The organism is Streptomyces sp. R-74717 (assembly GCF_047305335.1).
Lineage (GTDB): Bacteria > Actinomycetota > Actinomycetes > Streptomycetales > Streptomycetaceae > Streptomyces > Streptomyces atratus.
In genome coordinates, this window is sequence record NZ_CP102361.1 from 3,704,970 (window position 1) to 3,730,017 (window position 25,048).

Annotated in this window: 21 protein-coding genes and 1 pseudogene; 11 read left to right on the forward strand and 11 right to left on the reverse strand. The window is 69.8% G+C overall.

Annotation, left to right across the window (positions count from 1 at the left end):
- Window positions 1-426: 426 nt before the first annotated feature.
- From NRF20_RS16610 to NRF20_RS16620, 3 genes are all read right to left on the reverse strand, one after another.
- Window positions 427-636, reverse strand: coding sequence for a hypothetical protein (locus tag NRF20_RS16610; RefSeq protein WP_398632386.1), 210 nt, complete (start codon window positions 634-636; stop codon window positions 427-429).
- 134 nt (window positions 637-770) lie between these two features.
- Window positions 771-2,642, reverse strand: coding sequence for a translational GTPase TypA (gene typA, locus NRF20_RS16615; protein WP_398632387.1), 1,872 nt, complete (start codon window positions 2,640-2,642; stop codon window positions 771-773).
- Between the two features lie 403 nt (window positions 2,643-3,045).
- On the reverse strand, window positions 3,046-5,430 hold the full coding sequence (locus NRF20_RS16620) for an ABC transporter family substrate-binding protein (protein WP_413752817.1): 2,385 nt from the start codon (window positions 5,428-5,430) through the stop codon (window positions 3,046-3,048).
- Between the two features lie 285 nt (window positions 5,431-5,715).
- Between NRF20_RS16620 and NRF20_RS16625 the strand changes: the two genes are divergently transcribed.
- Window positions 5,716-5,970 carry a hypothetical protein gene (locus NRF20_RS16625; protein ID WP_413752818.1) on the forward strand — a complete coding sequence of 85 codons (255 nt, stop codon included), beginning with the start codon at window positions 5,716-5,718 and terminating at the stop codon, window positions 5,968-5,970.
- 3 nt (window positions 5,971-5,973) lie between these two features.
- Here the strand turns inward: NRF20_RS16625 and NRF20_RS16630 are convergent, their stop codons facing one another.
- The 3 genes and pseudogenes from NRF20_RS16630 to NRF20_RS16640 all read right to left on the reverse strand — a co-directional run bounded on the left by NRF20_RS16630 (window position 5,974) and on the right by NRF20_RS16640 (window position 7,406).
- Window positions 5,974-6,528, reverse strand: coding sequence for an isochorismatase family protein (locus tag NRF20_RS16630; RefSeq protein ID WP_413752819.1), 555 nt, complete (start codon window positions 6,526-6,528; stop codon window positions 5,974-5,976).
- Window positions 6,529-6,568: 40 nt separating this feature from the next.
- A pseudogene (locus NRF20_RS16635) lies at window positions 6,569-6,862 on the reverse strand (MFS transporter); the annotation flags it as partial.
- A gap of 76 nt (window positions 6,863-6,938) precedes the next feature.
- Complete coding sequence (locus NRF20_RS16640) at window positions 6,939-7,406, reverse strand: MarR family winged helix-turn-helix transcriptional regulator (RefSeq protein WP_413752820.1); 468 nt, start codon at window positions 7,404-7,406, stop codon at window positions 6,939-6,941.
- A gap of 183 nt (window positions 7,407-7,589) precedes the next feature.
- On the opposite strand from NRF20_RS16640, the gene NRF20_RS16645 reads away from it, so the two are divergent.
- Window positions 7,590-8,642 carry a LacI family DNA-binding transcriptional regulator gene (locus NRF20_RS16645; RefSeq protein ID WP_398632392.1) on the forward strand — a complete coding sequence of 351 codons (1,053 nt, stop codon included), beginning with the start codon at window positions 7,590-7,592 and terminating at the stop codon, window positions 8,640-8,642.
- Between the two features lie 165 nt (window positions 8,643-8,807).
- Here NRF20_RS16645 and NRF20_RS16650 read toward each other — a convergent pair whose 3' ends face one another.
- Both NRF20_RS16650 and NRF20_RS16655 read right to left on the reverse strand, forming a co-directional pair.
- The gene (locus NRF20_RS16650; RefSeq protein ID WP_398632393.1) at window positions 8,808-9,278 is read right to left on the reverse strand and encodes an NUDIX domain-containing protein; all 471 of its coding nucleotides are present in this window, start codon (window positions 9,276-9,278) and stop codon (window positions 8,808-8,810) included.
- Window positions 9,279-9,282: 4 nt separating this feature from the next.
- A complete protein-coding gene (locus tag NRF20_RS16655; protein WP_398632394.1) occupies window positions 9,283-10,023 on the reverse strand; it encodes an XRE family transcriptional regulator in 741 nt (246 codons plus the stop codon).
- A gap of 111 nt (window positions 10,024-10,134) precedes the next feature.
- Between NRF20_RS16655 and NRF20_RS16660 the strand changes: the two genes are divergently transcribed.
- On the forward strand, window positions 10,135-10,335 hold the full coding sequence (locus tag NRF20_RS16660) for a hypothetical protein (RefSeq protein ID WP_398632395.1): 201 nt from the start codon (window positions 10,135-10,137) through the stop codon (window positions 10,333-10,335).
- Window positions 10,332-10,559, forward strand: coding sequence for a hypothetical protein (locus tag NRF20_RS16665; RefSeq protein WP_398632396.1), 228 nt, complete (start codon window positions 10,332-10,334; stop codon window positions 10,557-10,559). The genes NRF20_RS16660 and NRF20_RS16665 overlap by 4 nt, the downstream gene beginning before the upstream one ends.
- 149 nt (window positions 10,560-10,708) lie before the next feature.
- On the opposite strand, the gene NRF20_RS16670 is transcribed toward NRF20_RS16665, so the two are convergent.
- Window positions 10,709-11,698 carry an acetylxylan esterase gene (locus tag NRF20_RS16670; RefSeq protein ID WP_413752821.1) on the reverse strand — a complete coding sequence of 330 codons (990 nt, stop codon included), beginning with the start codon at window positions 11,696-11,698 and terminating at the stop codon, window positions 10,709-10,711.
- Between the two features lie 253 nt (window positions 11,699-11,951).
- On the opposite strand from NRF20_RS16670, the gene NRF20_RS16675 reads away from it, so the two are divergent.
- The 5 genes from NRF20_RS16675 to NRF20_RS16695 all read left to right on the forward strand — a co-directional run bounded on the left by NRF20_RS16675 (window position 11,952) and on the right by NRF20_RS16695 (window position 18,129).
- A complete protein-coding gene (locus tag NRF20_RS16675; RefSeq protein ID WP_398632398.1) occupies window positions 11,952-13,202 on the forward strand; it encodes a sugar ABC transporter substrate-binding protein in 1,251 nt (416 codons plus the stop codon).
- A 5-nt stretch (window positions 13,203-13,207) separates the two neighbouring features.
- Window positions 13,208-14,200 carry a carbohydrate ABC transporter permease gene (locus NRF20_RS16680; RefSeq protein WP_413752822.1) on the forward strand — a complete coding sequence of 331 codons (993 nt, stop codon included), beginning with the start codon at window positions 13,208-13,210 and terminating at the stop codon, window positions 14,198-14,200.
- Window positions 14,197-15,105, forward strand: coding sequence for a carbohydrate ABC transporter permease (locus tag NRF20_RS16685; protein WP_266358255.1), 909 nt, complete (start codon window positions 14,197-14,199; stop codon window positions 15,103-15,105). Before NRF20_RS16680 ends, NRF20_RS16685 begins: the two co-directional genes overlap by 4 nt.
- A gap of 110 nt (window positions 15,106-15,215) precedes the next feature.
- Window positions 15,216-16,418, forward strand: coding sequence for a glycoside hydrolase family 1 protein (locus NRF20_RS16690; RefSeq protein WP_398632400.1), 1,203 nt, complete (start codon window positions 15,216-15,218; stop codon window positions 16,416-16,418).
- A 241-nt stretch (window positions 16,419-16,659) separates the two neighbouring features.
- Window positions 16,660-18,129, forward strand: a complete 1,470-nt coding sequence (locus NRF20_RS16695; RefSeq protein ID WP_398632401.1) for a glucoamylase family protein — start codon at window positions 16,660-16,662, stop codon at window positions 18,127-18,129.
- Window positions 18,130-18,156: 27 nt separating this feature from the next.
- Here the strand turns inward: NRF20_RS16695 and NRF20_RS16700 are convergent, their stop codons facing one another.
- Window positions 18,157-19,206 carry a glycoside hydrolase family 18 protein gene (locus NRF20_RS16700; RefSeq protein WP_398632439.1) on the reverse strand — a complete coding sequence of 350 codons (1,050 nt, stop codon included), beginning with the start codon at window positions 19,204-19,206 and terminating at the stop codon, window positions 18,157-18,159.
- 143 nt (window positions 19,207-19,349) lie between these two features.
- Between NRF20_RS16700 and NRF20_RS16705 the strand changes: the two genes are divergently transcribed.
- Window positions 19,350-21,476 carry a TPM domain-containing protein gene (locus NRF20_RS16705; protein ID WP_413754564.1) on the forward strand — a complete coding sequence of 709 codons (2,127 nt, stop codon included), beginning with the start codon at window positions 19,350-19,352 and terminating at the stop codon, window positions 21,474-21,476.
- Between the two features lie 63 nt (window positions 21,477-21,539).
- Window positions 21,540-22,253 carry a PspA/IM30 family protein gene (locus tag NRF20_RS16710; protein WP_398632403.1) on the forward strand — a complete coding sequence of 238 codons (714 nt, stop codon included), beginning with the start codon at window positions 21,540-21,542 and terminating at the stop codon, window positions 22,251-22,253.
- A gap of 84 nt (window positions 22,254-22,337) precedes the next feature.
- On the opposite strand, the gene NRF20_RS16715 is transcribed toward NRF20_RS16710, so the two are convergent.
- A complete protein-coding gene (locus tag NRF20_RS16715; protein ID WP_413754565.1) occupies window positions 22,338-24,872 on the reverse strand; it encodes a SpoIIE family protein phosphatase in 2,535 nt (844 codons plus the stop codon).
- Window positions 24,873-25,048: the final 176 nt, after the last annotated feature.

Here is a 25,048-nt window from a genome sequence, read left to right on the forward strand (position 1 = left end):
TGACGGTGATCGTTTCAGTGCCCTGAGTGTGCTCGTGAGTCGGCACCCCCCACAGTGCGTGACCCATTGACCCGAGCTCAATGGAGCCAACTATTAAGTACGGCCGGGCCGTAAACCACACTTAAAGGGTCTCGGTTTGACAACATCGACAGGGCACGGTTGACCGAAATCCGGACAAAGCGATCCCAGACAGACACGCCCGAAACGGACTGTTAACGCAACCCCCGGAGAGTGATGACCGCTTTCCGGACACATGCCACCCGAAATGGATTTGACGTCAAGGGTTTTCGATGACGCCGAGGCGTCCCGCTCCCCGGCCGCGACATGCAGCAGCCCGGCCTCGCCCACTGCCGGGCGAGGCCGGGCCTCAGGAATCCGAGCGCGTGTCAGCCGCAGCGCTTGCTGACACGCCTTGCCGCCACAGGGCTACGACTTCTGCTTGAGGTAGAAGTACACGTGCGAGATCTGGTGGCACTCGACGCGCTCATTCGCCGCGTCTGCGATCTTCCCCCTGATGATGAGGTACGCCTTGTGCTTCTTGACCTTCAGCGTCTTGTTGATGGCGTACGCCTTGTCGACCGCCCCCCTTCGGGAGACACCAGCCGTACCCCTTGTTCCACACCGTCTTGGTGTCATCGACCACCGACAGGCTTCCCACGTCCAGCGTCCGGCCGTTGGAAGCAGTGGAGCTCCATGGCTCAATAAGGCAACGGCCCGTTGCCTCAACCGAGTTGAGGCAACGGGCCGTCCTGCTGCAGGAGATGCGCTGGTCAGCGCTTGGCGCGCGAAGCGGCGCGGCCGCGCTCCTTCTGGTCCAGGACGACCTTGCGGATACGCACGGTCTCCGGGGTCACCTCGATGCACTCGTCCTCGCGGCAGAACTCCAGGGACTGCTCCAGGGAAAGCTTGCGGGCCGGGACCACGTTCTCCGTGGTGTCCGCGGAAGCCGCACGCATGTTGGTGAGCTTCTTCTCCTTGGTGATGTTCACGTCCATGTCGTCGGCGCGGGAGTTCTCGCCGACGATCATGCCCTCGTAGACCTCGGTGCCCGCCTCGGTGAAGATGACACCGCGCTCCTGGAGGTTGACCATGGCGAACGGGGTCACCGAACCCGCGCGGTCCGCGACCAGCGAGCCGTTGTGACGGGTGCGCAGCTCGCCGAACCACGGCTCGTGGCCCTCGAAGATGGAGTGCGCGATGCCCGTACCGCGGGTCTGCGTCAGGAACTCCGTACGGAAGCCGATGAGGCCTCGGGACGGGACGATCCACTCCATGCGGACCCAGCCCGAACCGTGGTTCGTCATCGTCTCCATGCGGCCCTTGCGGGTCGCCATCAGCTGGGTGATCGCACCGAGGTGCTCCTCGGGGGAGTCGATCGTCATGCGCTCGATCGGCTCGTGCGTCTTGCCGTCGACCTGCTTGGTGACGACCTCCGGCTTGCCGACCGTGAGCTCGAAGCCCTCACGGCGCATCTGCTCGACGAGGATGGCCAGCGCGAGCTCACCGCGGCCCTGGACCTCCCAGGCGTCGGGGCGCTCGGTGTCCAGGACGCGGAGCGAGACGTTACCGATCAGCTCGCGGTCGAGGCGGTCCTTCACCTGGCGGGCGGTGACCTTGTGGCCCTTGCCGCCCTTGCCGACGAGCGGCGAGGTGTTGGTACCGATGGTCATCGAGATGGCCGGCTCGTCGACCGTGATCAGCGGCAGCGCGATCGGGTTCTCGGGGTCGGCCAGGGTCTCGCCGATCATGATGTCCGGGATACCGGCGATGGCGCAGATGTCGCCCGGGCCCGCCTTCTCGGCCGGCTTGCGGGTGAGCGCCTCGGTCATCAGCAGCTCGGTGATGCGGACGCTGGACATCGTGCCGTCGCGCTTGATCCAGGTGACGGTCTGGCCCTTGCGCAGCTCACCCTGCTCGACGCGGCAGAGCGCGATACGGCCGAGGAAGTTGTCGGCGTCCAGGTTGGTGACGTGGGCCTGCAGCGGGGCCTCGTCGTCGTACTCCGGGGCCGGGACGTGCGACAGGATCGTGGAGAAGAACGGCTCCAGGTTCTCGCTGTCCTGCGGGACGGTGCCGTCCTCCGGCTTGGTCAGCGAGGCGACGCCGTCACGGGCGCAGGCGTAGACGATCGGGAACTCGATCTGGTCCTCGTCCGCGTCCAGGTCCAGGAACAGGTCGTACGTCTCGTCGACGACCTCGGCGATCCGGGAGTCGGGACGGTCCGTCTTGTTGATGCAGAGGATGACCGGCATCTTCGCGGAGAGCGCCTTGCGCAGCACGAAGCGGGTCTGCGGGAGCGGGCCCTCGGAGGCATCGACGAGCAGCACGACCGCGTCCACCATCGACAGACCGCGCTCGACCTCGCCGCCGAAGTCGGCGTGGCCGGGGGTGTCGATGATGTTGATCGTGATCGGGTCCCCGCCGTCCTTGGGGTGATACTTCACCGCCGTGTTCTTGGCGAGGATCGTGATGCCCTTCTCACGCTCCAGGTCGTTCGAGTCCATCATGCGTTCGTCGAGGTTCTCGGCGGCGTGCGCGGCGAAGGCGCCGGCCTGCCTGAGCATGGCGTCGACCAGCGTGGTCTTGCCGTGGTCGACGTGGGCGACGATGGCTACGTTACGGATGTCGTGGCGCGTGGGCATGGGTGGCTTGCGCTTCTCTCGGATCGTGGGATCAGGCGTCTCAGTCGCTCTCGGGTCCTCGTACGCCCGCCGGGCGGACGCGCCACGGCTACCCCCCATGGTACGGGGCTGGCGCGTCCCGGGCTTCCCGGCCCGATCCGCGAGACCGGTCTTAAGCCACTCTTCAACCGATATTCGGCCGGTATTACCTCAGTACCGGGGGTGCGCCAGGTGAGTGCGCGTGGCAGGAGAAGAGGGATGCGGAGGGATCCGTGGGGGGATCCGTGGGGGCTCCGCAAGGTCCCGTGGGGGGCATGTGGGGGGCGAGCGGCTCGGGTCCGGTCGGGATACGAGCTTGCCCGCCGACACCCCGGCGGGCAAGGGACTTGAGCCAGTTCTGAGCTTCCGGCGCCGTTCTGACCTGCTACTTCTTCTTGTTTGCCGGAGCTCCGGCGGGCTGCGGCTTCTTGAAACCGATGTCCTGGTAGCGGGGTGCGCCGAAGCCGAAGGCGCCGATGTTCGCCAGCTTTCTGTCGGTCGCCACGAGCTGCGGACGCTGATAAAGCGGAATCGATCCCGCGGCGGCCCAGATCCGGGCATCCGCCTGTTCCATCAGATCCCGGGCGGTCCCCTCGTCGAGCTCCGAGACCGCCTGCTCGAAGAGCTGGTCGATGTGGTCCGTACCGACGCGGGTGTAGTTCTGCTCGACCAGCAGGGAGCCGTCGGTGGCCGGCACCGGCTTGGCGAAGATCGGGCGGTCGTCGGTCGCCGGGTAGGCGGTGGCGGGCCAGGAGTACAGCGCCAGGTCGTAGTCGCCGGAAGCGATGTGGTCCTGGAAGTAGCTGTCGTCGGAGACCTTGGTGATGGCCGTACCGATGCCGATCGAATCGAGCATCGCCGCGATCTTGTCCCCGACGGCACGCAGCGGCTCCGACCCGGGACCGGCCGGCAGGACGAAGCGCAGGCTCAGCGCCTTGCCGTCCTTGCCGAGCGGGCCGCGGCGCGCGCCGGGGGCCTGGGCGGGGGCCGCGGTGCCCGCGGGGGCGTACGCACCGGCGGCGCCGCCCGGCCGCTGGTCCTGGGCGGCGACCTCGGAGGGGACGTCCTCGGTGGTGCCGGTCTCGGCCAGGTGTCCGGCCTGGCGCAGCAGAGCGGCGCTGTGGAACGCGGCGGCGGGGGCGGGGGCGAGGACCTGGGGGGCGTTGCCGGCTCCGTCGCTGTCGCCGGGCTTGTTGTCGCCGCCGACGACGGCCTGTACATCGTCGGCGGCGTGCTCGCCCTCGGGAGCGGCGTTGTCGGCCTTGCCGTCGCCGGTGCCGGTCTTGCCGGGCTTCTCGGACGGGGCCGCCCTGCCGTCCTTCCCGGCGGTGCTGTCCTTCTTCTTCGCGCCCTTCTTCTCGACCTCGCTGCCCGCCTTGGCGCCGTCCGGTTTCCTGACCGCGCCCTCCCGCGTCCAGCCCGCGTCGGCCAGCAGCGCCTGCGCCTCCTCGGTGTCCTGGCCGCCGAGTGCGCCGCTGTTGTCCTTGTACGCCGGCTGTCCGGCCAGGGCCAGGTGGCTGCCGAGCGGCGTGGCGGGCAGGCCGAGCGGTTTGAGTACGGTGTCGACGAGCTCCTGGCGGTTCAGGGCCCGGGCGACCGCCCTGCGTACCCGGTCGTCGGCGAGCGGCCCGGACTCACCGTTCAGCGCGAGCTGGGTGTAGGCGGGCTCCAGCGACTTGCGGACCGCATACGCGCGCAGCCTGCCCTGCTCGGCGGCATACGCCTCGGCGGCTGCCCGGTTCTTCTCCCTGGCCGCCTGGGCGGCCGCCGCCGCCGTTTCGTCCGAGCCGTTTGCCTCGGCCCAGGAGCGCAGTGCGGCGGCCGGGCCGGTCCCGGAACCGGGGCCCTGGGCGAGCGGCTGTCCGTTGCCGCCCTTGTCGCCGGCCGCCTGCACGATCCGGTGCGCCGCCGCGGCGTCGACGTCCGCGACGTCGACCTTCCCCTCGGTCAGGGCCTCGGTGCGGTCCTGCGGCTTGACGGCCCGGAAGACCAGTGAGTCGAGCTTGGCCCGGCCGCCCCACCAGCGCGGATTGCGGACCAGGGTGACCTCGCCCTCAGCCGTGTCCACGCTGCCCAGCCGAAACGGTCCTGCGGTGGCCTTGAGGGTGGTCCGCGCGCCGTCGTTGAAGGCGTCCGGGGAGCCGGTCACCTCCTTCGGGTACAGCGGCGAGAAGAGCGAGCGCCAGTCCGCGTACGGCTTGGCGAACGTGACCCGGACCTCCTGGTCGTCGGCGCCGCGCTCGATCTTCTCGATCCGCTCGTAGCCGGCGTTGCGGGCGGTCCAGAACGCCGAGTCCTTGCCGTTCAGCGCCCGCCACTGGGCCACGAAGTCGGGCGCCCCGATGTCCCGGCCGTCGCTCCACACCGCCTGCGGGTTGATCCGGTAGAGCACCACCTGCCTGGGCTCGCGCTCGACCACCTTCGCGGACTCCAGATAGTCCGGGTCGAGCTGCGGCCTGCCCTTGGCGTCCAGCGGGAAGAGCGTCGGCAGCAGGGCGCCCGCGATGCGGGTGGTGGAGCTGTTCGCGTCGGCCTGGAAGGCGTTGAGGGTGGTGGGCACGGCGTCGATCGCCCAGTTGACCGTGCCCCCTGCGGCGACCAGATTCCGGGCCGCGACCGCGATGTCCTGAGGAGCGGCGGCCCCGGTGGAGCCGCCGCCGTCGTCGGAGCTGCAGCCGGCCAGCACGGGGAGCGTCAGCACACCCGTCGTGAGGAGCGCGAGCGAGCGGCGCTTTCGGGCCGTCCCCCTCGGGACGCCGACGTGGGACATGGCTGATACCTCCGGGGCCGGCCCGGCCCACCCGCACACGGATGGGCCGGATTGTGCGTTTCTGGTGGCATTTACAGTTGATCACACTGGTTCCGTCCGTCCACTGAAAGCGCCCTCGCGCGAGAGGCGGCGCAGACACGGCGTCAGCGCCCCCGAACCTCACCCGTGCGGCGGAACACCCCGCGAGACCGGGAAGGCCCGCACTCTTCACAATCGGGGTGTGACGCGCGACACTCTCAGGCGCATGAACATGACCGCCCGCGACCGCGGAAGTGAGAGCAAGTCATGTCACTGCAAGAAGAATTGACGGCGGTTCAGCACTGTCTCGACGACCTGGTCGGCACCGTCGGCCGGCTGGAGCGGAGCCTTGCCCGGCTGCGCGAGGCGGAAGCCGGGCAAGGCGCCGCTCGAAGCCGCCGGTCGCACCGAACCCGTCGACGCGCCCTGCCTGGTAGGGAACTGCGGCGGGCCGTGGACCGCAAGTACGACCCGTTGGTGTGGCTGGGGAACAAGATCGGCCGGCGCGGGGACCGGACGTGAAGGTCAGCCGAGCAGCTTGACGATCGCCGCGGTGGTGTCCGTCTCGCCGAGGCGCGGGAAGATCTTCTCGACGCTGTTGCGGTGCGTGTCGGCGTCCATGTCGGCGACCGCGTCCGTGGCGACAGTGACGTGGTAGCCGTACTCGTGGGCGGAGCGGGCGGTGGACTCGACGCCGATGCTGGTCGCGATGCCGGTGACGACGACCTGGGTGACGCCGCGGCGGCGCAGCTGGAGGTCGAGGTCGGTGCCGTGGAAGGCGCCCCAGGTGTGCTTGGTGACCACGATGTCGCCCTCGCGCGGGCCGAGCTCGGGCACGATGTCCGCCCAGTCGGCGGCCGGCTGTCCGGACTGCGTCGGCCCCTCGTTGCGGCCGGGGGCGCCACCGGTGACACGGACCAGGACGACCGGGAGGCCCTTGGCGCGGAAGGCGTCGGCGAGGGTCGCGGAGTTGGCGACGGCGTCGGCGGCGGGGTGGGGGTCGGTGGGCAGGCCGACGATGCCCTTCTGGAGGTCGACGACGACCAGGGCAGTCTTCGGGTCCAGGGTGGTGGCGGTCATGGTGGCGCTCCTCTGAGGGGGACTGTTCGATCGGTGGGGTTCAGGTACGGGTGCGCAGGGCGCGGTCGGTGACGGTCAGGACGATCAGCAGCAGGCCGAGTACGACGGAGACCGCTGCCATGAGGTGGAGCCCCCTGTCGCTCGCCGACTGTCCGTAGCCGAGAGCGATCAGGCTGGATGCGGTGATGGCCCCGATGTACTGGGCGGTGCGCTGGAGTCCGGCGGCGGAGGCGATGCTCTCGGGCGGGGCGTACGCCTGGACGGCGGCCTGGTCGCTCGTACCGGTCAGCCCCTGCGGGATGCCGAAGCAGGCCCCGGCGAGCAGCAGTACGGCGGTTCCGATGCTGTCCGGGGCATCGCTTCCGGGGGCGCCTGCCGGCCGGTCGTCCCGCGGCCGGACGCTCGTCCGGTCACTTCCCGATCAGTCGGTCGAGCAGATCGGCGGCCTCGGCGACCGTGCGGCGTTCGGCCCCGTCGAGCTCGGTGGCGATGGCCTCGGCGAGCCAGTTGTGCTTGGCTGCCCGGACCGCGGCGAGCGTCGCGAGTCCGGTCTCCGTGATCGACATCACCGACTTCCGGCCGTCGGCCGGATCGGGCGCCCGCTCGACGAGGCCCTGGTTCTCCAGTGCGCCGAGGGTCAGCCGCATGGACTGCGGACGTACGTACTCGGCACGGGCCAGCGCGGCCGTGGTGGCCGGGCCCTCACGCTCCAGCCTGGCGAGCACCGAGCGCTGCGTCGGCGTGAGCAGGCTGTCCGACGAGGTGGTGCGCAGCCGCCGCAGCAGCCGGCTGACCACGGCGGTGAGCTGCGTCGCCATCTGCTCGGCGCTCAGCTCGGCGTGAGGGTCGGCGGGCATGGCTTCGGTGGGTTCCGGCATGCCTCCAGCGTAGAAAATACACAGGCCATCTTGCAAGGTTGCCTGTCTATTTTTCGGCCAGGGACCGGGGACGGTCTTGCTCGTCACGCGGCCCGCGATCTAGGGTGAATGCGCTTTCAAAAGAGGGTGGTACGTGCAACAGCAGGTGCTTGGGTACGGAAGAAGAAGCGGACGGTCGGTCGAGTGAGCGCCCCAACGGTGTACGACGTCGCCGAGCGGTCGGGCGTCTCCATTGCCACGGTCTCGCGGGTCTACCGCACCCCCGATTCGGTACGCGCCCAGACCCGCGAGCGGGTCCTCGAAGCCGCCCGCCAGCTCGGTTACGTACCCAGCGGGAACGCCCGGGGCCTGGCCAGCCGGACCACTGGCGTACTCGGTCTCTGCTTCCCCGACATGGCCGATCCCGACGCCGAGGCCGACGCGGAGGCCGACAGCGACGCCGACGACGCGGTGATGCTCTACTCCGACCAGATCATCCGCGGCATGGAGCGGGCGGCGCGCCGGCACGGATACGCGCTGCTGATCGCCGCCTCACTGGAGGGCGGACCGGAGAGCGTCGCGAAGGTTGCGGGACGGGTCGACGGCTTCGCCGTACTGGCGCGGACCGTGCCGACCGAGGACCTCGAAGTGATTTCGCGCCGACTGCCGGTGGTGATGCTCGCCGGACCTCGCGAGATCGACCATCTCGACCACATCGTCGTCGCGAACGCCGACGGGGAGCGCGAACTGGCCCGCCATCTCATCGAGGACCACGGGCTGCGCAGGCTCGCCTTCGTCGGGGGCGATGTCGACTCGCCGGACGCCGAGGCGCGGTTCTTCGGCTTCCAGGAGGCCTGCCGCGAGGCCGGACTGCCGGTGCCGGACGAACCGGACCTGCGGGCCGAGATGATGACGCAGGCCGAGGGCGCGCGGGCAGCCGAGGCGCTGCTCGACCGGGGGCCCGAATGGCCACAGGGCGTGCTGTTCGCCAATGACCAGATGGCGGTGGGCGCGCTGCGGGCGCTGGAGCGGCGCGGGGTGCGGGTGCCCGAGGACATCGCGGTGACCGGATTCGACGGGATTCCGCTGAGCCGGATCGTACGGCCGCCGCTGACGACCGTACGGCAGCCGATCCGCCAACTCGGCGAGCAGGCAGTCGAGTTGCTGGTGCAGCGCCTGGGCGACAGCGGGCGCGAGCCGGTGTCGCTCATGCTTCCGGTATCGGTGATCCACCGCGCGAGCTGCGGCTGCGGCTGACGAGGGCGGCGTGCCAAGGCCCCCCGGCACGTCAAGCCCGTCCGGCCCCTGAAGACGAAACCCTCGCCGTTCAAGCCGGCCCAAGGGCGAACCCACCGGTGTTTGCGCCGGAATCGGCCCCTGGAAGGCCACGTGAGTTCCGGGGCAGGTTCGGCCAGTGCGCCGCTACCCCAGGTAGGGGGCAGGGCGGCGCTCCAGGAAGTGGCGCAGCCGAAGGCGCTGCGTGTGGTGCATGGGCAGTGAGTCGAGTTCTGCCGGTTTCACGAAGCGCAGTTCCGTGCTCTCGTCCGAGATGGCCGGCGCACCCCCGGTAATGCGCGCGGTGAAGCAGACGTTGAACTGTCGCCTCACCTCCCCGTTGCTGTACTCGATGATGTGCCGGGGGTCGGTGTATGTGCCGACCAGCCCTGTGATCTCCACGTCGAATCCGGTCTCCTCCTTGACCTCGCGGACGGCCGTGCCGGGCAGCGAATCGCTCAGGTCCATACCTCCGCCAGGCAGGGCCCACAGGTCGTTGTCCCGGCGGCGTTGCAGGAGGATGCGGCCCTCGCTGTCGGTGACGACCGCCGAGGCTGCCACGACCATGCTGTTCGGCTTGGGCGCGTGGGGATCGTCGTAGTACTCGGTCCGGGCCATCGGATCACTCCTCCACGGGACGCGCTGTCTGCCACACGGCGTTGAAACTGTCCGCGTAGGTGTCGAACAAGCCCCCGTCGCCATGGCGGCGAAGGCGCCACACGGGCGCACCGTACGCGTTCACGCCCCAGACGTGGGCATTGACCAACACCTGGTTGTCCGCCCGGAACAGGCTGTTGTAGAGCGTCGTGGAGTGTGTCCGCAGTTCGATCCCTGGTACGTCGGCCAGCGGCCGGTAGTGCAGGAGAGCGAGTCGACAGCGCGATTCGATACCGTGCCCGAACTTCTCTTCCCGCCCTCGCTGTTGCACGTTTTCGCTGTCGGCGTCGCCTACCGCGATCCGGACCTCGCACCCGTCGGCAGCACGCTCCCGGAGAAGATCGTTCAACCGGGGAAACGCCTCGTGCAGGAACACTGCCGCGTAGACCAGCATGTCGATCCGCTCACTTGCCACCCCGAGGAGATCCACGAACACGGATACCGGAAGGTCTGCCCGCTGGTCGTAGAGAGCGACGAGCTCCGGACTGACGGCGCGTGCCGCGCGTGCCTGTCGGAGCGCCGGCCAGAGTGCGTGGACGTCCTCGCCCAAGGTCTCGGCGGCCTGCAGCGCCGTGGCCCGTCGAGGAGTGCGCCCAAGGTTGACCCACCGTTCCACGCTCTTGGGGTCCACGCCCGTGACGCTCGCAAGGGTGGCATGAGTCCACCCGCCGGATGCCATGGCGGCTCTTAACCGCTCGTTCTGCATATGGACGTTCTACATGCCGCGGGACGTCCCGAAGTGGGAAACGTACGAGGTTCCACCGTCCCGGTGACCGGCACGACGATCTCGTCATCAGCGGCGGTGAAAGGACATGGCATGACACGGGGACTGTGGCAGCAGATCGAACAGCGCAATCCCTTTCCCCCGCCGGACCCCGAGCCGGAAGACCCCGGCTGCGATGTGTGCACGGCGCTGCTGGCGCAGCGCACCGAGTGCTATCGGCTGCGAGACCTCTCCGGTGTCGTGGACTGCAACGTCGAGATCCGTCAGCATCCGCACGGGAGGGGCGACCGATGACACGCACCGTGTATCGCTACGTGGCGCACACGATCCGGCACGCCCCCGAGAGCAGGGTGGCATTCGAAGCATTCTGTGTCGCTGATGGCTGCGTAGCCGAATCCGGCGCCCGGGACGAGCAGGCCGGGGCCCAGGACTGGGCGCTCGGCCACAGCGGGCGCACCGGGCACGACCTGTTCCGGCGGGTGGTGACGGATCACGCCCGGGTGACTCGCGACGAGTAGACCGCGGTCCGCTGAGCGGCGGCGATCAGTACAACCCGGCGCGCAGGCCCTCGCCCCGCTCGCACCGCCGATCGTGTGTGGGCTGGACCCTGACGTGCGATGCCGCGGGCAGCAGGGGCCGCAACCCCGGTCACCACCCCACCCCCACGTCACCGCCCCAGCCGCGCCCCGAAGAACCGCCGCCGGTCCGCCCGCAGCTCCGCCACCTCCGCCGCCAGCCCCTCGTACTCGAAGTGCCCCGCGCTCAGCACCCGCAGCTCGTGCTCACCGGCCAGCGCGTTGTGCACGGCGAACTGCCCCGGCGGCGGCACCGAGGGATCGAAGAGTGCCGCAGCCACCAGCGTGGGCAGCTCCAGCCGCGTCGCGGCCGTGGCGGCGTCGAAGTACCGCAGCACCTCGGTGACCTCGGGGTGCTCCCGGTGATAACCCCGCACCGCCTCCCCGCTGCCCACACACGGCAGCGTGAGCCGCAACGGATGGTTGCCGAAGGTCGGCACGGTCAGCTGCGCGGCCCCGAACCGGTCGTCCCAGGGCAGAGCCAGCGCACCGAGCCCGCCACCGAAGCTCTCTCCGAGGTATCCGAGCCGCGGGCCGCCCTCCCCGGGCGCCAGTTCCGGCACCAGCTCGTGCAGCGCCGACGCCGCGCACCACAGGTCCGCCACGCAGTCGCCGATGACATAGCTGTCGCGCGACTCGATGCCGTGCAGCACATGGCCGTCGGCCGCGTCCGGGATGCCCGGATGCAGGCTACGCGCTCCCATGCCCCGTACGCAGGGCAGGATCGCCGCCGCCCGGGGCAACGGCAGCGGCACGTCGGGGCCCGGCTCCTGCCGGCCTCCGTAACCGTGCCCGAAGACGAATCCGTACTCCGCGCTCCCTTCGGCGGGCAGCACGACCCAGCCCCCGAGCCGCACCCCGCCCACCGACGTGAACGTCACGCCGTGAATCCGTACGCCATCGCGCTCGTCCTCCAGCGGGCCGATCTCCGGCTCCGTGGCGACCTTGCGGGCCTTTTCGTACCGGGCCCGCCAGAAGGCGTCGAAGTCGTCCGGGGCGGCGGGAGCGGGGATGAGCAGCAGGTCGTCGAGCGTGCGCCCGTAAGCCGGATCGAAGGGGAAATCATGTTCGAACGGAGCCATGATCACGACAATATCGCCCCCACCCCTGCCGGTGCAGACCGTTGAGCACGCGGATCAACGCCGCGGAATAGGTCACATCGTTCCCAATTCCACAAACATCGCGCTTACCGTGCCAAGTTGAACATTCAGATGTCCAGCACGTTGCACGAGTGTGACCTAGCACCCTCTTGCGGATTCCTGAATCTCTGTCGCAGAGTGATGTATGCGCTTACAGGCAGCGCATACATTCGGATTGCTCGAGGAGGAGCCCTCCATGCCCCGCACCGCCAGAAACGCCTCGATCGGTATCGCAGTCGCAGCCGCGCTCACTTTCGGTCTCACCGCGTGCGGCAGTTCCGGTGGCGACGACGTCGCCGCGGACAAGAAGCAGACGCTCACCGTCTGGGCCATGGGGGCCGAGGGCGAGAAGCTCGCAGATGTGGCCAAGGTGTACGAGAAGGCCAACCCGAACATCACCGTCAAGGTGACCCCGGTCGGCTGGGACGTCGCCCACCAGAAGCTGGTCTCCGCGGCCGCCGCCGGCACCCTGCCGGACGTGGCGCAGATGGGCGGCAGCTACATGGGCGAGTTCGCCGAGCTCGGCGTTCTGGAGCCGGTCGACACCAAGACGTTCAATGAGAAGGACTTCTTCCAGTCCGGCTGGCAGCAGGGCGAGGTGGACGGTCAGGCGTACGGCGTGCCGTGGTACGTCGACACCCGCGTCCTCTACTACCGCACCGACCTGGCCGAGAAGGCCGGCATCACCAAGGCTCCGACCGACTGGAAGGAGATGCAGGACCTCGCCTCGGCCTACCAGAAGAAGGCCGGAACCAAGTGGGGCCTGTCCATCCAGCCCAGCGGCCTGGACACGGTGCAGAACTTCTACTCCTTCCTGTACTCGGCCGGCGGCGAGATCGTCAACGACAAGGGCGAGGTCGTCATCGACAGCCCCGAGGCCGTCAAGGCGCTCAAGGAGTACGGCTCGTACTTCGACAAGGGGCTCTCCAACAAGTCCGTGCAGCCCGGCTACGACGTGGTGAAGGACTTCGGCAACGGCCGCGTCCCGATGTTCTTCGGCGGCCCCTGGCACGTCACCCTGCTGAACGAGGGCCAGCCGCAGCTCAAGGGCAAGTGGGCGGTGGCCAATGTGCCCGCCGACAAGTCCTCCGTCTCCATGGCCGGCGGTTCCTCCCTGGTGATCTCCAAGGACAGTGAGCACAAGGCTGCCGCCACGGAGTTCATCAAGTACCTGACCGACACCGAGGGCCAGGCCGACTGGTACAAGCGCACCAAGGACCTGCCGGCCAACACCTCGGCCTGGACCTCCGGCGACCTCGCCGACGACGCCAACCTCCAGGTCTTCAAGAAGCAGATGGACACCGCCAAGTCCTCCCCGTCGCTGTCCAACTGGACGGAGATCACCGACAAGGTCGACCAGGCCATCGCCAAGGTCACCCAGGGCAAGGCGTCCGCCGAGGACGCGCTCAAGACGGCCCAGTCCGAAATCGAAGGCCTCGTGAAGTAGGAGTCATGCGCACCATGACCTCAAAGGCCGCTCAGTCGGCCAAGGTGCAGGCCGGGCCGGGGGCTTCCGAGTCCCCGGCCACCGGGCCCGCAGGTCGCCGGGGTGGCAAGAAGTCCTCGATGGGCGTGCAGAACCTGGCCGGCTGGCTGTTCTCCACTCCTTTCCTCGTCCTCTTCCTCGTCTTCATGGCGCTCCCGATCCTCGCGACGCTGGCGATGAGCTTCACCGACTTCGGGCTGCGCAATGTCACGCACCCGCTGGACGCGAACTTCATCGGCTTCGAGAACTACGTCAATCTGTTCAGCGACGACAAGTTCCTCAAGTCGCTGTTCAACACGGCGTACTTCGTGGTGATCGGTGTCCCCCTGACGATCTTCCTCGGGCTGGTCGTCGCCGTACTGCTGAACAACGGCATCGACCGGGCCCGGACCTTCTTCCGCGTCGGCTTCTACGCCCCGGTGGTCACCAGCATCGTCGCGGTCGCCGTGGTCTGGCGGTTCGTGCTCGACCCCGCCGACGGACTCATCGCGGGCCTCTTCTCCGAGGTCGGTCTCACCTCGCCCGACTTCCTGGGCTCCGAGACGCTCGCCATGCCCTCGATGATCGCGATGGCGGTCTGGCGCAACCTCGGCACGGTCATGGTGCTCTTCATCGCCGGTCTGCAGGCCATTCCCACCGAGGTACGGGAGGCCGCGCGGCTGGACGGTGCCGGAGCCTGGCAGGAGTTCAAGGGCATCACCGTGCCCCTGCTGCGGCCCACGCTGCTCTACGCCACGGTGATCACGACCATCGGCTACCTCAATGTCTTCGAGGAGCCGTTCGTGATGACCCAGGGCGGTCCCTCGGACTCCACGCTCACGGTCTCGCTGAACATGTACCGCGAGGGCTTCAACTTCTTCCACATGGGCTATGCGAGTGCCATGGCGTATGTCCTCTTCGTAGTGATCATGGGCATCACGGTGCTGCAGCTCCGACTGCTGAAGGACAACACGAAATGAGCGCCACCAGTGCACCGGGCGCCGTCTCGACGGCGCCTGCGAAAAAGCCCCAGGACGCGCCGCAGCCGGGCGCGAAGAAGGCTCGCAGCCCGAAGCGCGTCCTCGTCTACGTCCTGCTCTCCATCGGCCTGCTGATCATGTCGGCGCCGTTCCTGTGGATGGCGCTCTCGGCCTTCAAGACGCCGCAGGAGCTGACGGCCAGCCCGCCCGTGTGGATCCCGACCGAGTGGACCCTGGAGAACTTCCGGAACCTGCTCGACAAGCTGGATCTGCCGCTGTACTTCATGAACTCGGTCATCGTGGCGGTGCTGGTCACCGTCTCGAACCTGGTGTTCTGCTCGATGCTCGGGTACGCCCTGGCCAAGCTGAACTTCGCCGGACGCAACAAGATCTTCGGCCTGGTTCTCGGCGCCCTGATGGTGCCCGGCAACCTGATGCTGCTGCCGCTCTTCGTGCTGATGAGCAAGCTGCAGCTGATCGACTCGTACGCCGGTCTGGTGCTGCCGTTCGCCGCCGGAGCCTTCGGTGTCTTCCTGATGCGGCAGTTCATGCAGTCGATCCCGGACGAGCTGCTGGAAGCGGCCCGGATGGACGGCGCCGGTGAGTGGTACATCTTCTGGCGGATCGTGATGCCACTGGTGAAGCCCGCCCTGGCGACGCTCTCGATCTTCACGTTCCTGGGCTCCTGGAACAACTTCGTCTGGCCGCTCATCGCGACCAACGACCCCGACAAGTACACCCTTCCGGTCGCCCTGGCCACCTTCGCCACCGACCCCAACAAGGCGGGCGGGTCCAACGGCATGCTGATGGCCGGGTCCTTCCTGATCGTGCTGCCGGTCCTGGTCGTCTTCATCGCGCTCCAGCGGCACTTCACCCAGGGCATCGCGACGGCCGGCATGAAGTAGCCGTCCCCCCGGGCAGGCCGGCCCGTCCCGGCCGCCCCACCGAAACGTACGAGGCCGCACCCCACCCCCCCGCCGGCCACACCCCTTCATCACCAGAAAGACAGTTTGCGATGACTCACACCCAGGTCCCGTTCCCCGAAGGCTTCCTGTGGGGCGCCTCCACGGCCGCCCACCAGATCGAGGGCAACAACACCAACAGCGACTGGTGGGTCAAGGAGCACGCCGCGGGCACCCACATCCAGGAGCCCAGTCTGGACGCCTGCGACAGCTACCACCGCTGGCACGAGGACATGGACACGCTGGCCGGTCTGGGCTTCACCGACTACCGGTTCTCCATCGAGTGGGCGCGGATCGAACCGGCCGAGGGCCAGTTCTCCCGGGCCGAACTCGCCCACTACCGCCGCATGGTCGAGGGCGCCGTCGAGCGCGGCCTGCGCCCCATGATCACCCTGCACCACTTCACCGTGCCGCAGTGGTTCGAGGCGCGCGGCGGCTGGACCGCCGACGGCGCGGTCGAGCTCTTCGCCCGCTACGTCGCGGCCTGTGCACCGGTGATCGGCGAGGGCGTCAGCCACGTCTGCACCATCAATGAGCCGAACATGATCGCCGTGATGGCGGGCCAGGCCAAGCGGGGCGACAACAGCTTCCCGCCCGCCGGTCTGCCGACCCCCGACGACGAGACCACCCAGGCCGTCATCGCCGCGCACCACGCGGCCGTCAAGGAGGTCAAGGCGATCGACGCCGGCATCCAGGTCGGCTGGACCATCGCCAACCAGGTCTACCAGGCCCTGCCCGGCGCCGAGGAGGTCACCGCGGCCTACCGTCACCCCCGCGAGGACATCTTCATCGAGGCCGCCCGCGGCGACGACTGGATCGGTGTGCAGTCCTACACCCGGACCAAGATCGGCACCGAGGGCCCCATACCCACGGCCGACGGCGTCGAGCGCACCCTCACGCAGTGGGAGTACTACCCCTCCGCGGTCGGCTACGCGCTGCGCCACACCGCCGAGGTCCTCGGCAACGACGTGCCGCTGATCGTGACCGAGAACGGCATCGCGACCGACGACGACAGCCGCCGGATCGACTACTACACCGGCGCGCTGAACGAGGTCGCGTCCGCGCTGGAGGACGGCCTGAACATCCAGGGCTACCTGGCCTGGAGCGCGCTCGACAACTACGAGTGGGGCTCCTACAAGCCGACCTTCGGTCTGATCGGCTGGAACCCGGAGACCTTCGAGCGCCTGCCCAAGCCGTCCGCCGTCTGGCTGGGCGAGATGGGCCGCACGCGCGCACTGCCGCGCATCGCCGACTGACCTCGGCCCCCGACCGGGAGCGACCTGACAGCTCCCGCCCGTACGGGAACCGGCGGTACCTGACGGACGCCGGTTCCCGTACAGCTCTGCCCGCGCGCGGCGCCGCCCGTGTCCAGCCCCGCCCACGTGCGGCGCCCGCGCGGGTGCCGTACGCATCACGGCGCCCCGCGCCCTCAGCCACGACCGACGAACGAAATCCGCCCACCGCCCACAGTCGGTGGCTCTTCTTCGAGGGGTTTTAATGGACCGTCGTACGTTTCTCACCGCCGCGGGAACAGGGGCTGCCGCCCTGTCCCTCGGAGCCGTATCCGCGCCTTCAGCAGGCGCCGCGCAATCCGTGCACGGCTCGGACACAGCATTGCTCCTGCGCTGGTTCCGCGACACCTATCGCTCGATCGAGGCGATGACGACCGACTTCGGTCTCGCCGTCGACAAGATCGACGTCAGCGGCGCCGCCCCCGTCCAGTCGCGCCAGACGTCCCCCACCAACATCGGCTGCGGCCTCTGGTCGACCGTCGCCGCGGCCGGGCTCGGCGTGATCAGCGATGCCACGATGGAACGCAGGCTGGAGCGCACCGTCGGGGCCGTCGAGAAGCTGGAGCGCCACCACGGGTTCTGGCTCAACTGGTACGACGCGCACGACGGTTCGGTCCTGACCGAGTGGCCCGGCAGCGGCGACCCGGTGCGTCCGTTCCTCTCCTCCGTCGACAACGCCTGGCTGATCACCGGTCTGCGCATCGCCGCCGACGCCTCGCCCGCGCTGCGCCCCCGCATCGCCCGCATCCTGGCCACCGCCGACTGGTCGTACTACTACACGCCGTACGACCCGGCCGACCCCGTCGCAGGCCCCGGCCAGCTGCGCGGCGGATTCTGGACCGACACCGAGGAGCCCACCGGCCATCACTACGGCGCGCTCAACACCGAGCCGCGCATGGCAAGTTACCTGGGCATCGCGGACGGCTCGCTGCCCACCGACCACTACTGGCACCTGCTGCGCACGATGCTCCCCGAGCACGGGCAGGAGCAGCACCCGCAGGGCAGCTACGTCGCCATGGACGGCGTACGCGTCTGGCAGGGGCACTACACCCACCGCGGCCGGAAGATCGTCCCCACCTGGGGCGGGTCGATGTTCGAGGCTCTGATGGTGCCGCTGTTCGTACCGGAGCCGGAGTGGTCGCCGCGGTCCTGGGGCCTCACACACCGGCGCTACGTCCGCAGCCAGATCGAACACGGTATGAAGGAAGCGGAGTACGGGTACTGGGGCTTCTCCCCCGCCAACATTCCCGAGGGCGGGTACCAGGAGTACGGCGTCGACGCGATCGGCATGCAGGTGGACGGATACGCCTCCAACACCGACCGTACGTACACCACGGACGGTGAGCCGCTGCCGCCCCCCTCGGCGTTCACCAACGGTGTGGTCACCCCGCACGCCTCCTTCCTCGCCCTGCCCTACGCGCCGGACGAGGCGATCGCCAACCTGCGTGCGCTCGACCGCGACTTCGGCGCCTACCACGCCGGATACGGATTCCGGGACTCCGTCAACGTCGGCACCGGGCGGGTCAGCGACTACGTGCTCGCTCTCGACCAGGGCATGATCGCCGCGGCGCTGGCCCAGGCGATCCGCCCGGGCCTGCTGCAGCGGCCGTTCCGGACCGGTGGGTTCCAGTCGAAGGTGCGTCCGCTGCTCGCCAAGGAGCGCTTCTCCATCTGATCTGCCCTGTGGCGGCGTGCGCGGAGGTCAGTTCCAGCCCTTCCGGTACGCCGCCCAGTCGCCGTCCCGCGCCGCGAAGTCGACGTAGAGCGCGACCCCGAACCGTTCCCGGCCGCGGTCCGTGCGCCCCAGCCCGAGTCTGGTGCCCCGGACCGCGGCCGCGACCGTCTCCGCCGCCTCGTGGTGTCCGAGGTCGTTCTCGTGGAAGAACGGCAGCCCCATCAGCAGCTCGGTCTTCGGGGGTGTCACCTCCAGGGCGAGCGCGGTCTGCTCGGCGACGTAACCGCCGTACATGCCCTCCAGCGGCATCCAGGTGTCGTACGACATGACGGCGATCTGGTCGACCCGGCGTGCGACCTGCCCGAAGAACTTCTGCGACCACCACTTCTGGCGGCCACTGAGCGCCCCCACCACCCTGTGCGCCGCCGGCAGCGGGTCGATCTGGTGGGCGGCTACCGACAGGGGGACCTTGCGGGCCCGTGTGAGCCCGCGCAGGTCGTCGAGGAGCGAGAGGTAGTGGCCGTCGCCGGAGTGCAGCGGCTCCAGGTCGAAATGGACGCCGTCGAACCCGGCGTCCAGGATCTGCCGGGCCGATGCGACGACAGCGCTTCGGGACGTGGCCCGCTCCAGGCGCAGCCCGTCGGGCCCTTCGGTGGCGAGCTTGTCGCCGAGCCAGGCCTGGACCCGGATGCCGGGCAGGGTGCGGTGTACGGCGTCGAGCAGCCACCGCGCCCGGGGGTAGCGGGCGGCGGGCAGGGTGCCGTCGTGTTCCAGTGGCCCGGCGTGGACGTACAGGTCCTTGATCCCGGTCCCCTTGATCCGGGCGGCGAACGCGGCGAGGTCTGCGTCGTCCTTGCGCCCGTCGACCCAGGCGTGGCCGAGCCAGATGGCATCGTGGCCACGGGTGCGGGTGCCGTCGCCGGGCTCACCTGAATAGTTGAGCCGCAGGGCGATACCGGCGGTGAGGACCGGTATCACGATCACCAGGACCGCTCCCAGCGCGATCCGTCTCGGCCAGGTCCTCCACAGCCCGCTCCAGCGGAACCGGGCCGCCCGGTTCCGTACGGCCTGAGTCATGCGCTTCATCCGCGTCCGCACGTCCGTCCCCCCTGAATGCCTGATGCCGGTGTGCTGTCGCAGTATGAACGGCATCGTTCCCGAATCCGGGCCCGATCGCCCGGTCGCGGGTGACAGAGGGTGGACATAGCCTCACAAATGTGATGCCGCTCGTGAGCCGTACCCGGATACCCATACCGGGCCGGGCCCTTCTCGCCGTGCTGTTGACGGTGTGCTGGCTGGCCCTTCCCGCCGCGCTGACCGCTCGCGCCGACGATCCCGTCACCCTGTCCAAGGACGGGCAGATCACCGACAAGGTGGGGGCGCTCGGGGACCGCAGGGACCAGGTCACGGCCGCGCTCGACCGGCTGTACGCCGACCGCCGCATCCAGCTCTTCGTGGTCTACGTACGTGACTTCTCCGGCCGGTCCGCGCAGAGCTGGGCCGATGAGACGGCCAACCGCAACGGCCTCGGCCGCGAGGACGTCCTGCTCGCCGTCGCCACCCACGACCGGCAGTACGCGTACACCGTCGAACAGGGCTCACGCCTCACCGACGCCCAGCTCCAGGACGTGGCCGACACAGCGATCGAGCCCGCGCTCAGGGAGCACGACTGGGCCGGCGCGGCGATCGGCGCCGCGAACGGGTACTCCGCGGTGCTGGCCGACAAGGCCGTGCCCACCCCGACGATCACGCCTGGCGTCGCCGATCCCGGAACTGGGAATTCCGGCGGGACGAGTGCCGCGGACCTGATTCTGCCTGTGGTCGTCGTCGGCGGGGCGGCAGCGGTCGCCGGCTATGCGTACACCCGGCGCAGGAGGCGGGCCACGACCCGCACCACGCCCGGTGCGACCGGCTGGGGTCCGGGCTCCGCCGGATCGGGCCCGCCGCCCCGGCCACCGACTCCGTTGCCGGAGCTCGATGCCCGAGCGAAGGAGTTGCTGGTGGACACCGACGACGCGGTCCGCACCAGTGAGGAGGAACTGGGTTTTGCCACCGCCCAGTTCGGCGAAGAGGCCGCGGCCCCCTTCACCGAGGCCGTCACCTACGCGAAGGGCGAGCTGACGGCCGCGTTCCGGTTGCGCCAGCAGCTGGACGACGCCCTTCCCGAGGACGACGCGACGCGGCGCCGGATGCTGGACGAGATCATCAGCCGCTGCGCGGACGCCAACACCCGCCTCGACGCCGTGTCCGAGGACTTCGACCGGCTGCGCGCCCTGGAACGTAACGCTCCGCAGGCCCTGGCCACGGCCGAGACCGCCTTCCGCGCTCTCGCCGGCCGCGTCTCCGCTGCCGAGGCCGCTCTGACGGCGATGCGCAGCCGGTACGCGGAGTCGGCCTCCGCGCCGGTCGCCGGTGCCGTCGAGCAGGCCAAGGACCGGCTCGTCTTCGCCACGTCCGGTCTCAACCGGGCCCGGCAGTCGGTGGACAGCGGGAACAACGCCGCAGCGGCGGTGTATGTACGGGCCGCCGAGGGCGCTGTCGACCAGGCGACCACCCTCGTCGATGCCGTGGACCGGCGGAGCCGGGAACTCATGGAGGCAGCGGGCAGACTGCCTGCCGCCCTCACCGAGACGGAAACCGACCTGGCCGATGCGGGCGGGCTGCTCGAAGGCACCGCGGAGGGTGTGTCGACGGCGGACCTACGGGGCCGGATCGCGCGCGCGGAGTCGGTGCTCGGTGACGTGAAGGGGGAGATGCAGGCCGGTCCGTACGACCCCATCGACGCACTGCGCAGGGTGGAGGAGGCCGATGCGGCGCTCGACGAGGCGCTGGCCGGCGCCCGTGAGCAGGAGCAGGGCGACCGGCGGGCCCGCTCCCTCCTCGACCAGGCGACGCTCACCGCGCGTTCGGCGATCGCCGCCGCAGCCGACTGCATCACCACCAACCGCGGAGCCGTGGGCAGCCAGGCCCGGACCCGCCTCGCGGAGGCCCAGCGGCGGCTCGACCGGTCCCGTGAACTGGCCGGGACCGGCGATCCCCAGGGCGCGCTGGCCCAGGCGCAGCAGGCGGATTCCCTGGCCGGGCAGGCCCGGAGCCTGGCCGAACAGGATGTGCGGTCGTACGGGGGCCGGAGCGGTCCGGGCGGTATGCAGGGAGGGGGCGGCGGGGTCGGCGGCGCGGTGCTCGGCGGGATCATCCTCGGCGGACTCCTGGGCGGCGGCGGGGGCGGCCGCGGCGGCGGGGGTTACGGAGGAGGCTTCGGCGGGGGTTACGGAGGGGGCGGCGGGCCGGGCAGCTTCGGCGGCGGGGGCACGCGCGGCCGGCGGGGCGGCGGCGGCCGCTTCTGAGCCGACGGCACGGACACCGGCTCAAGGCTTCATTCGCACGCGTTCACACACAGGAGAGGTGCCATGACCAAGCAGACCGTCCTCGGCCGCGTCACCCAGCTGGCGAAGGCCAACATCAACGCATTGCTGGATCAGGCGGAGGATCCGCAGAAGATGCTGGACCAGCTGATCCGCGACTACACGGCCAACATCTCGGAGGCCGAGCAGGCGGTCGCCGCGACCATCGGCAATCTGCGGCTGATGGAACAGGACCACCAGGAGGACGTCGACGCGGCCAAGGAGTGGGGCGGCAAGGCGCTCGCCGCCAGTCGCAAGGCCGACGAGCTGCGGGCGGCCGGGGCGGGCGCGGAGGCGGACAAGTTCGACAACCTGGCCAAGGTCGCGCTCGGCCGTCAGCTCCAGTCGGAGAAGGAGGCGAAGACCGCGGAGCCCACCATCGCCTCGCAGACCGAGGTGGTGGACAAGCTCAAGTCCGGCCTGGACCAGATGAAGACCAAGCTGACGGAGCTGAAGTCCAAGCGTGACGAGCTCGTCGCACGCGCCAAGTCCGCCCAGGCGCAGAACCGGATGATGGACTCCGTCAAGAACATCGATGTGCTCGACCCGACCAGTGAACTCAGCCGTTTCGAGGACAAGGTACGGCGCGAGGAGGCGAAGGCGCTGGGCAAGCAGGAGCTCGCCGCGTCGTCCCTGGACGCCCAGTTCGAGCAACTGGACAGCCTGGGCGACAGCGCCGAGGTCGAGGCCCGTCTCGCCGCCCTGAAAACGGCCTCGTGACCGCGGTCCCGGCGGGCTGATGACGGGGCGGCGCCGCCGGAGGCGCTATGGCGGGCAGGAGCCCTCGGCGGCCTCCCGAACCGCTCAGAACATGCTCAGCAGCTGCTCGACCGTGCGCTCGGCGGCCGGCTCCCCGTCGGGCAGCGCCAGTTCGAACCAGACGGTCTTGCCGCGCGGTGTCCGCCTCGACCCCCAGGCCACACTCAGCAGCCCGACCAGCTGCAGCCCACGCCCGCCCTCATCGGTGTCGCGTGCCCGCCGCCGCCGCGGCTGGACGAGACCCGCGTCCCATACCTCGCACACGAGCGTACGGTCGAGCAGCAGCCTGAGCCGGATCTCGCCCTCCCCGTACCGCAGGGCGTTGGTGACCAGTTCGCTGACCAGTAGTTCGGTGGTGTCCACCAGCTCCTCGAGGTCCCAGGCGAGCAGCCGGCCACGGGCCAGTTCGCGGGCGCGGCCTACGGAGCGGGGTTCGCGGGGCAGCCGCCAGTCGCCGACGGCATCGGCCGGCAGCCCCCGGATGCGGGCCATGAGCAGGGCGATGTCGTCCTCGCCGTGCCGGGTGTCGAGGGTGGTCAGTACGTGGTCGCAGACGTCTTCGAGCGGCCGTTCCGGTTCGATGAGCGCACCGCGCAGGGCATCCAGTCCTTCGTCGAGCGGATGGTCGCGGGACTCGACGAGGCCGTCCGTGTAGAGGGCGAGCAGGGCGCCCTCCTTCAGCTCGACCTCGACCTCCTCGAAGGGTTCGCCGCCGACGCCGAGCGGCATCCCGGGCGGGACGTCGAGCAGCATGGCCGGTTCGCCCGGCTCGACCACGGCAGGGGGGAGATGGCCGGCGTTGGCGAAGGTGCACCGCCGGGTGACCGGGTCGTAGACCGCGTAGACGCAGGTCGCGAGGTAGACCTCGGAGAGGTCTGCCTCGCGGGACTTGTGGGCGGCCCTCGAGGGCCACTGGGTGCCGCCGCCGGGGGTGCCGAGCCCGCGGGCGACCTCGTCGAGTGCGGAGAGCACCTCGGCGGGTTCCAGGTCCAGGAGGGCCAGGGTCCGTACGGCGGTGCGCAGTTCGCCCATGGCCACGGCGGCGCGCAGGCCACGGCCCATGACGTCGCCGACGACGAGGGCGGTCCGGTGGCCGGGGAGTTCGATCACGTCGAACCAGTCGCCACCCACCTCGGTGGCCGTGTTGCCGGGGAGGTAGCGGCACGCGATGTCCAGGCCGGCGGCCACGGGGTCGCCGGGTGGCAGGAGGCTGCGCTGGAGGATCAGTGCGCGCTCGTGCTCGCGCCGGTAGAGGCGGGCGTTGTCGATACAGACCGCGGCGCGGGCGGCAAGTTCGGTGGCCAGTGCACGGTCCCTCTCGCCGAAGGGTTCGCTGCCCTTCGTACGGGAGAACTGGACGAGACCGACCACCGTGTCGTGGGCGACCATCGGTACGGCGAGCGTGGACTGGACGAAGCCCCGGTCGTCGCCGGGCACATCCTCGACATGACCGGTGCGCAGGGCAATGGCGCAGGGCGAGTTGTACGAGAAGCGGTGTACGGCGCCGAGCGCGGGCGGGCCGGTGCCCCTGTCGGGTGCGGCGGTGTCCGCGGCGGTGGCGGGCAGGGCGTCCGACACGGCGCTGGCAAGGGCGACGCGGCGCAGTTCGGCGGAGCCGCCGACGGACTCCTGACGGAGCGAATCCCAGCTGCCGGGTGGCGCGTCGTCGCCGGTGAGCAGCCCCTGGTAGAGGTCGACGGAGGCGAGGTCGCAGAAGCCGGGCACGGCGACATCGAGGAGTTCGCGGGCGGTGGTCTCCAGGTCGAGGGAGTTGCCGATACGGGCACTGGCCTCGTTGAGCAGGGCGAGGTTGCGGCGGGCGCTGGCGGCCTCGCGGGCGGCGATGTGCCGTCGGGTCACATCGGTGGCCAGTCCGGCGATGCCGATGGGGCGGCCCGATCCGCTGTGCACGCGGTAGAGGTTCATGGACCAGTGGCGGTTGTCACTGTCGCCGGGCGCGGTGCCGACGAGCTGGAGATCGGTGACGGACGCGCCGGTCTCCAGAACGCGCTCCAGCGTGGCGGTGAGCCGGTCGGCCTCGGGGCGGGAGAGATAGTCGTCGACCGTACGGCCGCGGTGGTCGGCGGCCTGACCGCCGAAGACGGTGGCGAAGCGCTGGTTGGCCCGTATCACCGTGAGGTCCGTACCGAACAGCACGAAACCGAAGGGAGATTGGCCGAATATGGCCTGTGACGCAGCAAGGTCCGTCTCGATCCGGCGCAGCGCGCGGACGTCCACGACAATGCAGAGCGCAGCGCGTTCCCCGGTGCCCGTCTCGCTCGGCATCACATAGATCTCGGCGAGACCGTGCACGGGATCCTCGTCCGGTATCCGGAAGGGGACGAGGCCGGTCCACTCCTTGCCGTCGAGGATCTCGCGGACCCGGCGGTGGCCGTCCCCGCGCAGTTCGGCGGGCATGAACGCCTCGACCGGATCCATGCCTACCGCTTTGTCTGCGGGAACGCCGAAGAGACCGGCGGCCCGCCGGCTCCACTGCTCGATCAGGCCGTCGGGGCCGATCGAGAAGGAGGCGACCCTGATGTAGTCATAGATCGAGCCAGGCGGGCTGCTCTGCCACACAATGTCGCCCGCTGTCCCAGGTATTTCGCTCACGCGACCGTCCCCTCCAGCTCACACACCGGACCGGTCCTGCCCGCAGTATTCAGCACTACGGCCCCTACCGACACGGCGTTCACGATCACAGCACGGTCTCAGTCCCTTTCAGCCAGGTTCTGCCCGACCTCTGGTGATCGCTG

Excerpts from the sequence above, each read along its gene's own strand:
- NRF20_RS16610 (WP_398632386.1), bottom strand. The coding sequence starts at position 636 with ATGACACCAAGACGGTGTGGAACAAGGGGTACGGCTGGTGTCTCCCGA.
- typA (WP_398632387.1), bottom strand. The coding sequence starts at position 2,642 with ATGCCCACGCGCCACGACATCCGTAACGTAGCCATCGTCGCCCACGTC.
- NRF20_RS16620 (WP_413752817.1), bottom strand. The coding sequence starts at position 5,430 with ATGTCCCACGTCGGCGTCCCGAGGGGGACGGCCCGAAAGCGCCGCTCG.
- NRF20_RS16625 (WP_413752818.1), top strand. The coding sequence starts at position 5,716 with ATGTCACTGCAAGAAGAATTGACGGCGGTTCAGCACTGTCTCGACGAC.
- NRF20_RS16630 (WP_413752819.1), bottom strand. The coding sequence starts at position 6,528 with ATGACCGCCACCACCCTGGACCCGAAGACTGCCCTGGTCGTCGTCGAC.
- NRF20_RS16640 (WP_413752820.1), bottom strand. The coding sequence starts at position 7,406 with ATGCCGGAACCCACCGAAGCCATGCCCGCCGACCCTCACGCCGAGCTG.
- NRF20_RS16650 (WP_398632393.1), bottom strand. The coding sequence starts at position 9,278 with ATGGCCCGGACCGAGTACTACGACGATCCCCACGCGCCCAAGCCGAAC.
- NRF20_RS16655 (WP_398632394.1), bottom strand. The coding sequence starts at position 10,023 with ATGCAGAACGAGCGGTTAAGAGCCGCCATGGCATCCGGCGGGTGGACT.
- NRF20_RS16660 (WP_398632395.1), top strand. The coding sequence starts at position 10,135 with ATGACACGGGGACTGTGGCAGCAGATCGAACAGCGCAATCCCTTTCCC.
- NRF20_RS16665 (WP_398632396.1), top strand. The coding sequence starts at position 10,332 with ATGACACGCACCGTGTATCGCTACGTGGCGCACACGATCCGGCACGCC.
- NRF20_RS16670 (WP_413752821.1), bottom strand. The coding sequence starts at position 11,698 with ATGGCTCCGTTCGAACATGATTTCCCCTTCGATCCGGCTTACGGGCGC.
- NRF20_RS16675 (WP_398632398.1), top strand. The coding sequence starts at position 11,952 with ATGCCCCGCACCGCCAGAAACGCCTCGATCGGTATCGCAGTCGCAGCC.
- NRF20_RS16680 (WP_413752822.1), top strand. The coding sequence starts at position 13,208 with ATGCGCACCATGACCTCAAAGGCCGCTCAGTCGGCCAAGGTGCAGGCC.
- NRF20_RS16685 (WP_266358255.1), top strand. The coding sequence starts at position 14,197 with ATGAGCGCCACCAGTGCACCGGGCGCCGTCTCGACGGCGCCTGCGAAA.
- NRF20_RS16690 (WP_398632400.1), top strand. The coding sequence starts at position 15,216 with ATGACTCACACCCAGGTCCCGTTCCCCGAAGGCTTCCTGTGGGGCGCC.
- NRF20_RS16695 (WP_398632401.1), top strand. The coding sequence starts at position 16,660 with ATGGACCGTCGTACGTTTCTCACCGCCGCGGGAACAGGGGCTGCCGCC.
- NRF20_RS16700 (WP_398632439.1), bottom strand. The coding sequence starts at position 19,206 with ATGACTCAGGCCGTACGGAACCGGGCGGCCCGGTTCCGCTGGAGCGGG.
- NRF20_RS16705 (WP_413754564.1), top strand. The coding sequence starts at position 19,350 with ATGCCGCTCGTGAGCCGTACCCGGATACCCATACCGGGCCGGGCCCTT.
- NRF20_RS16710 (WP_398632403.1), top strand. The coding sequence starts at position 21,540 with ATGACCAAGCAGACCGTCCTCGGCCGCGTCACCCAGCTGGCGAAGGCC.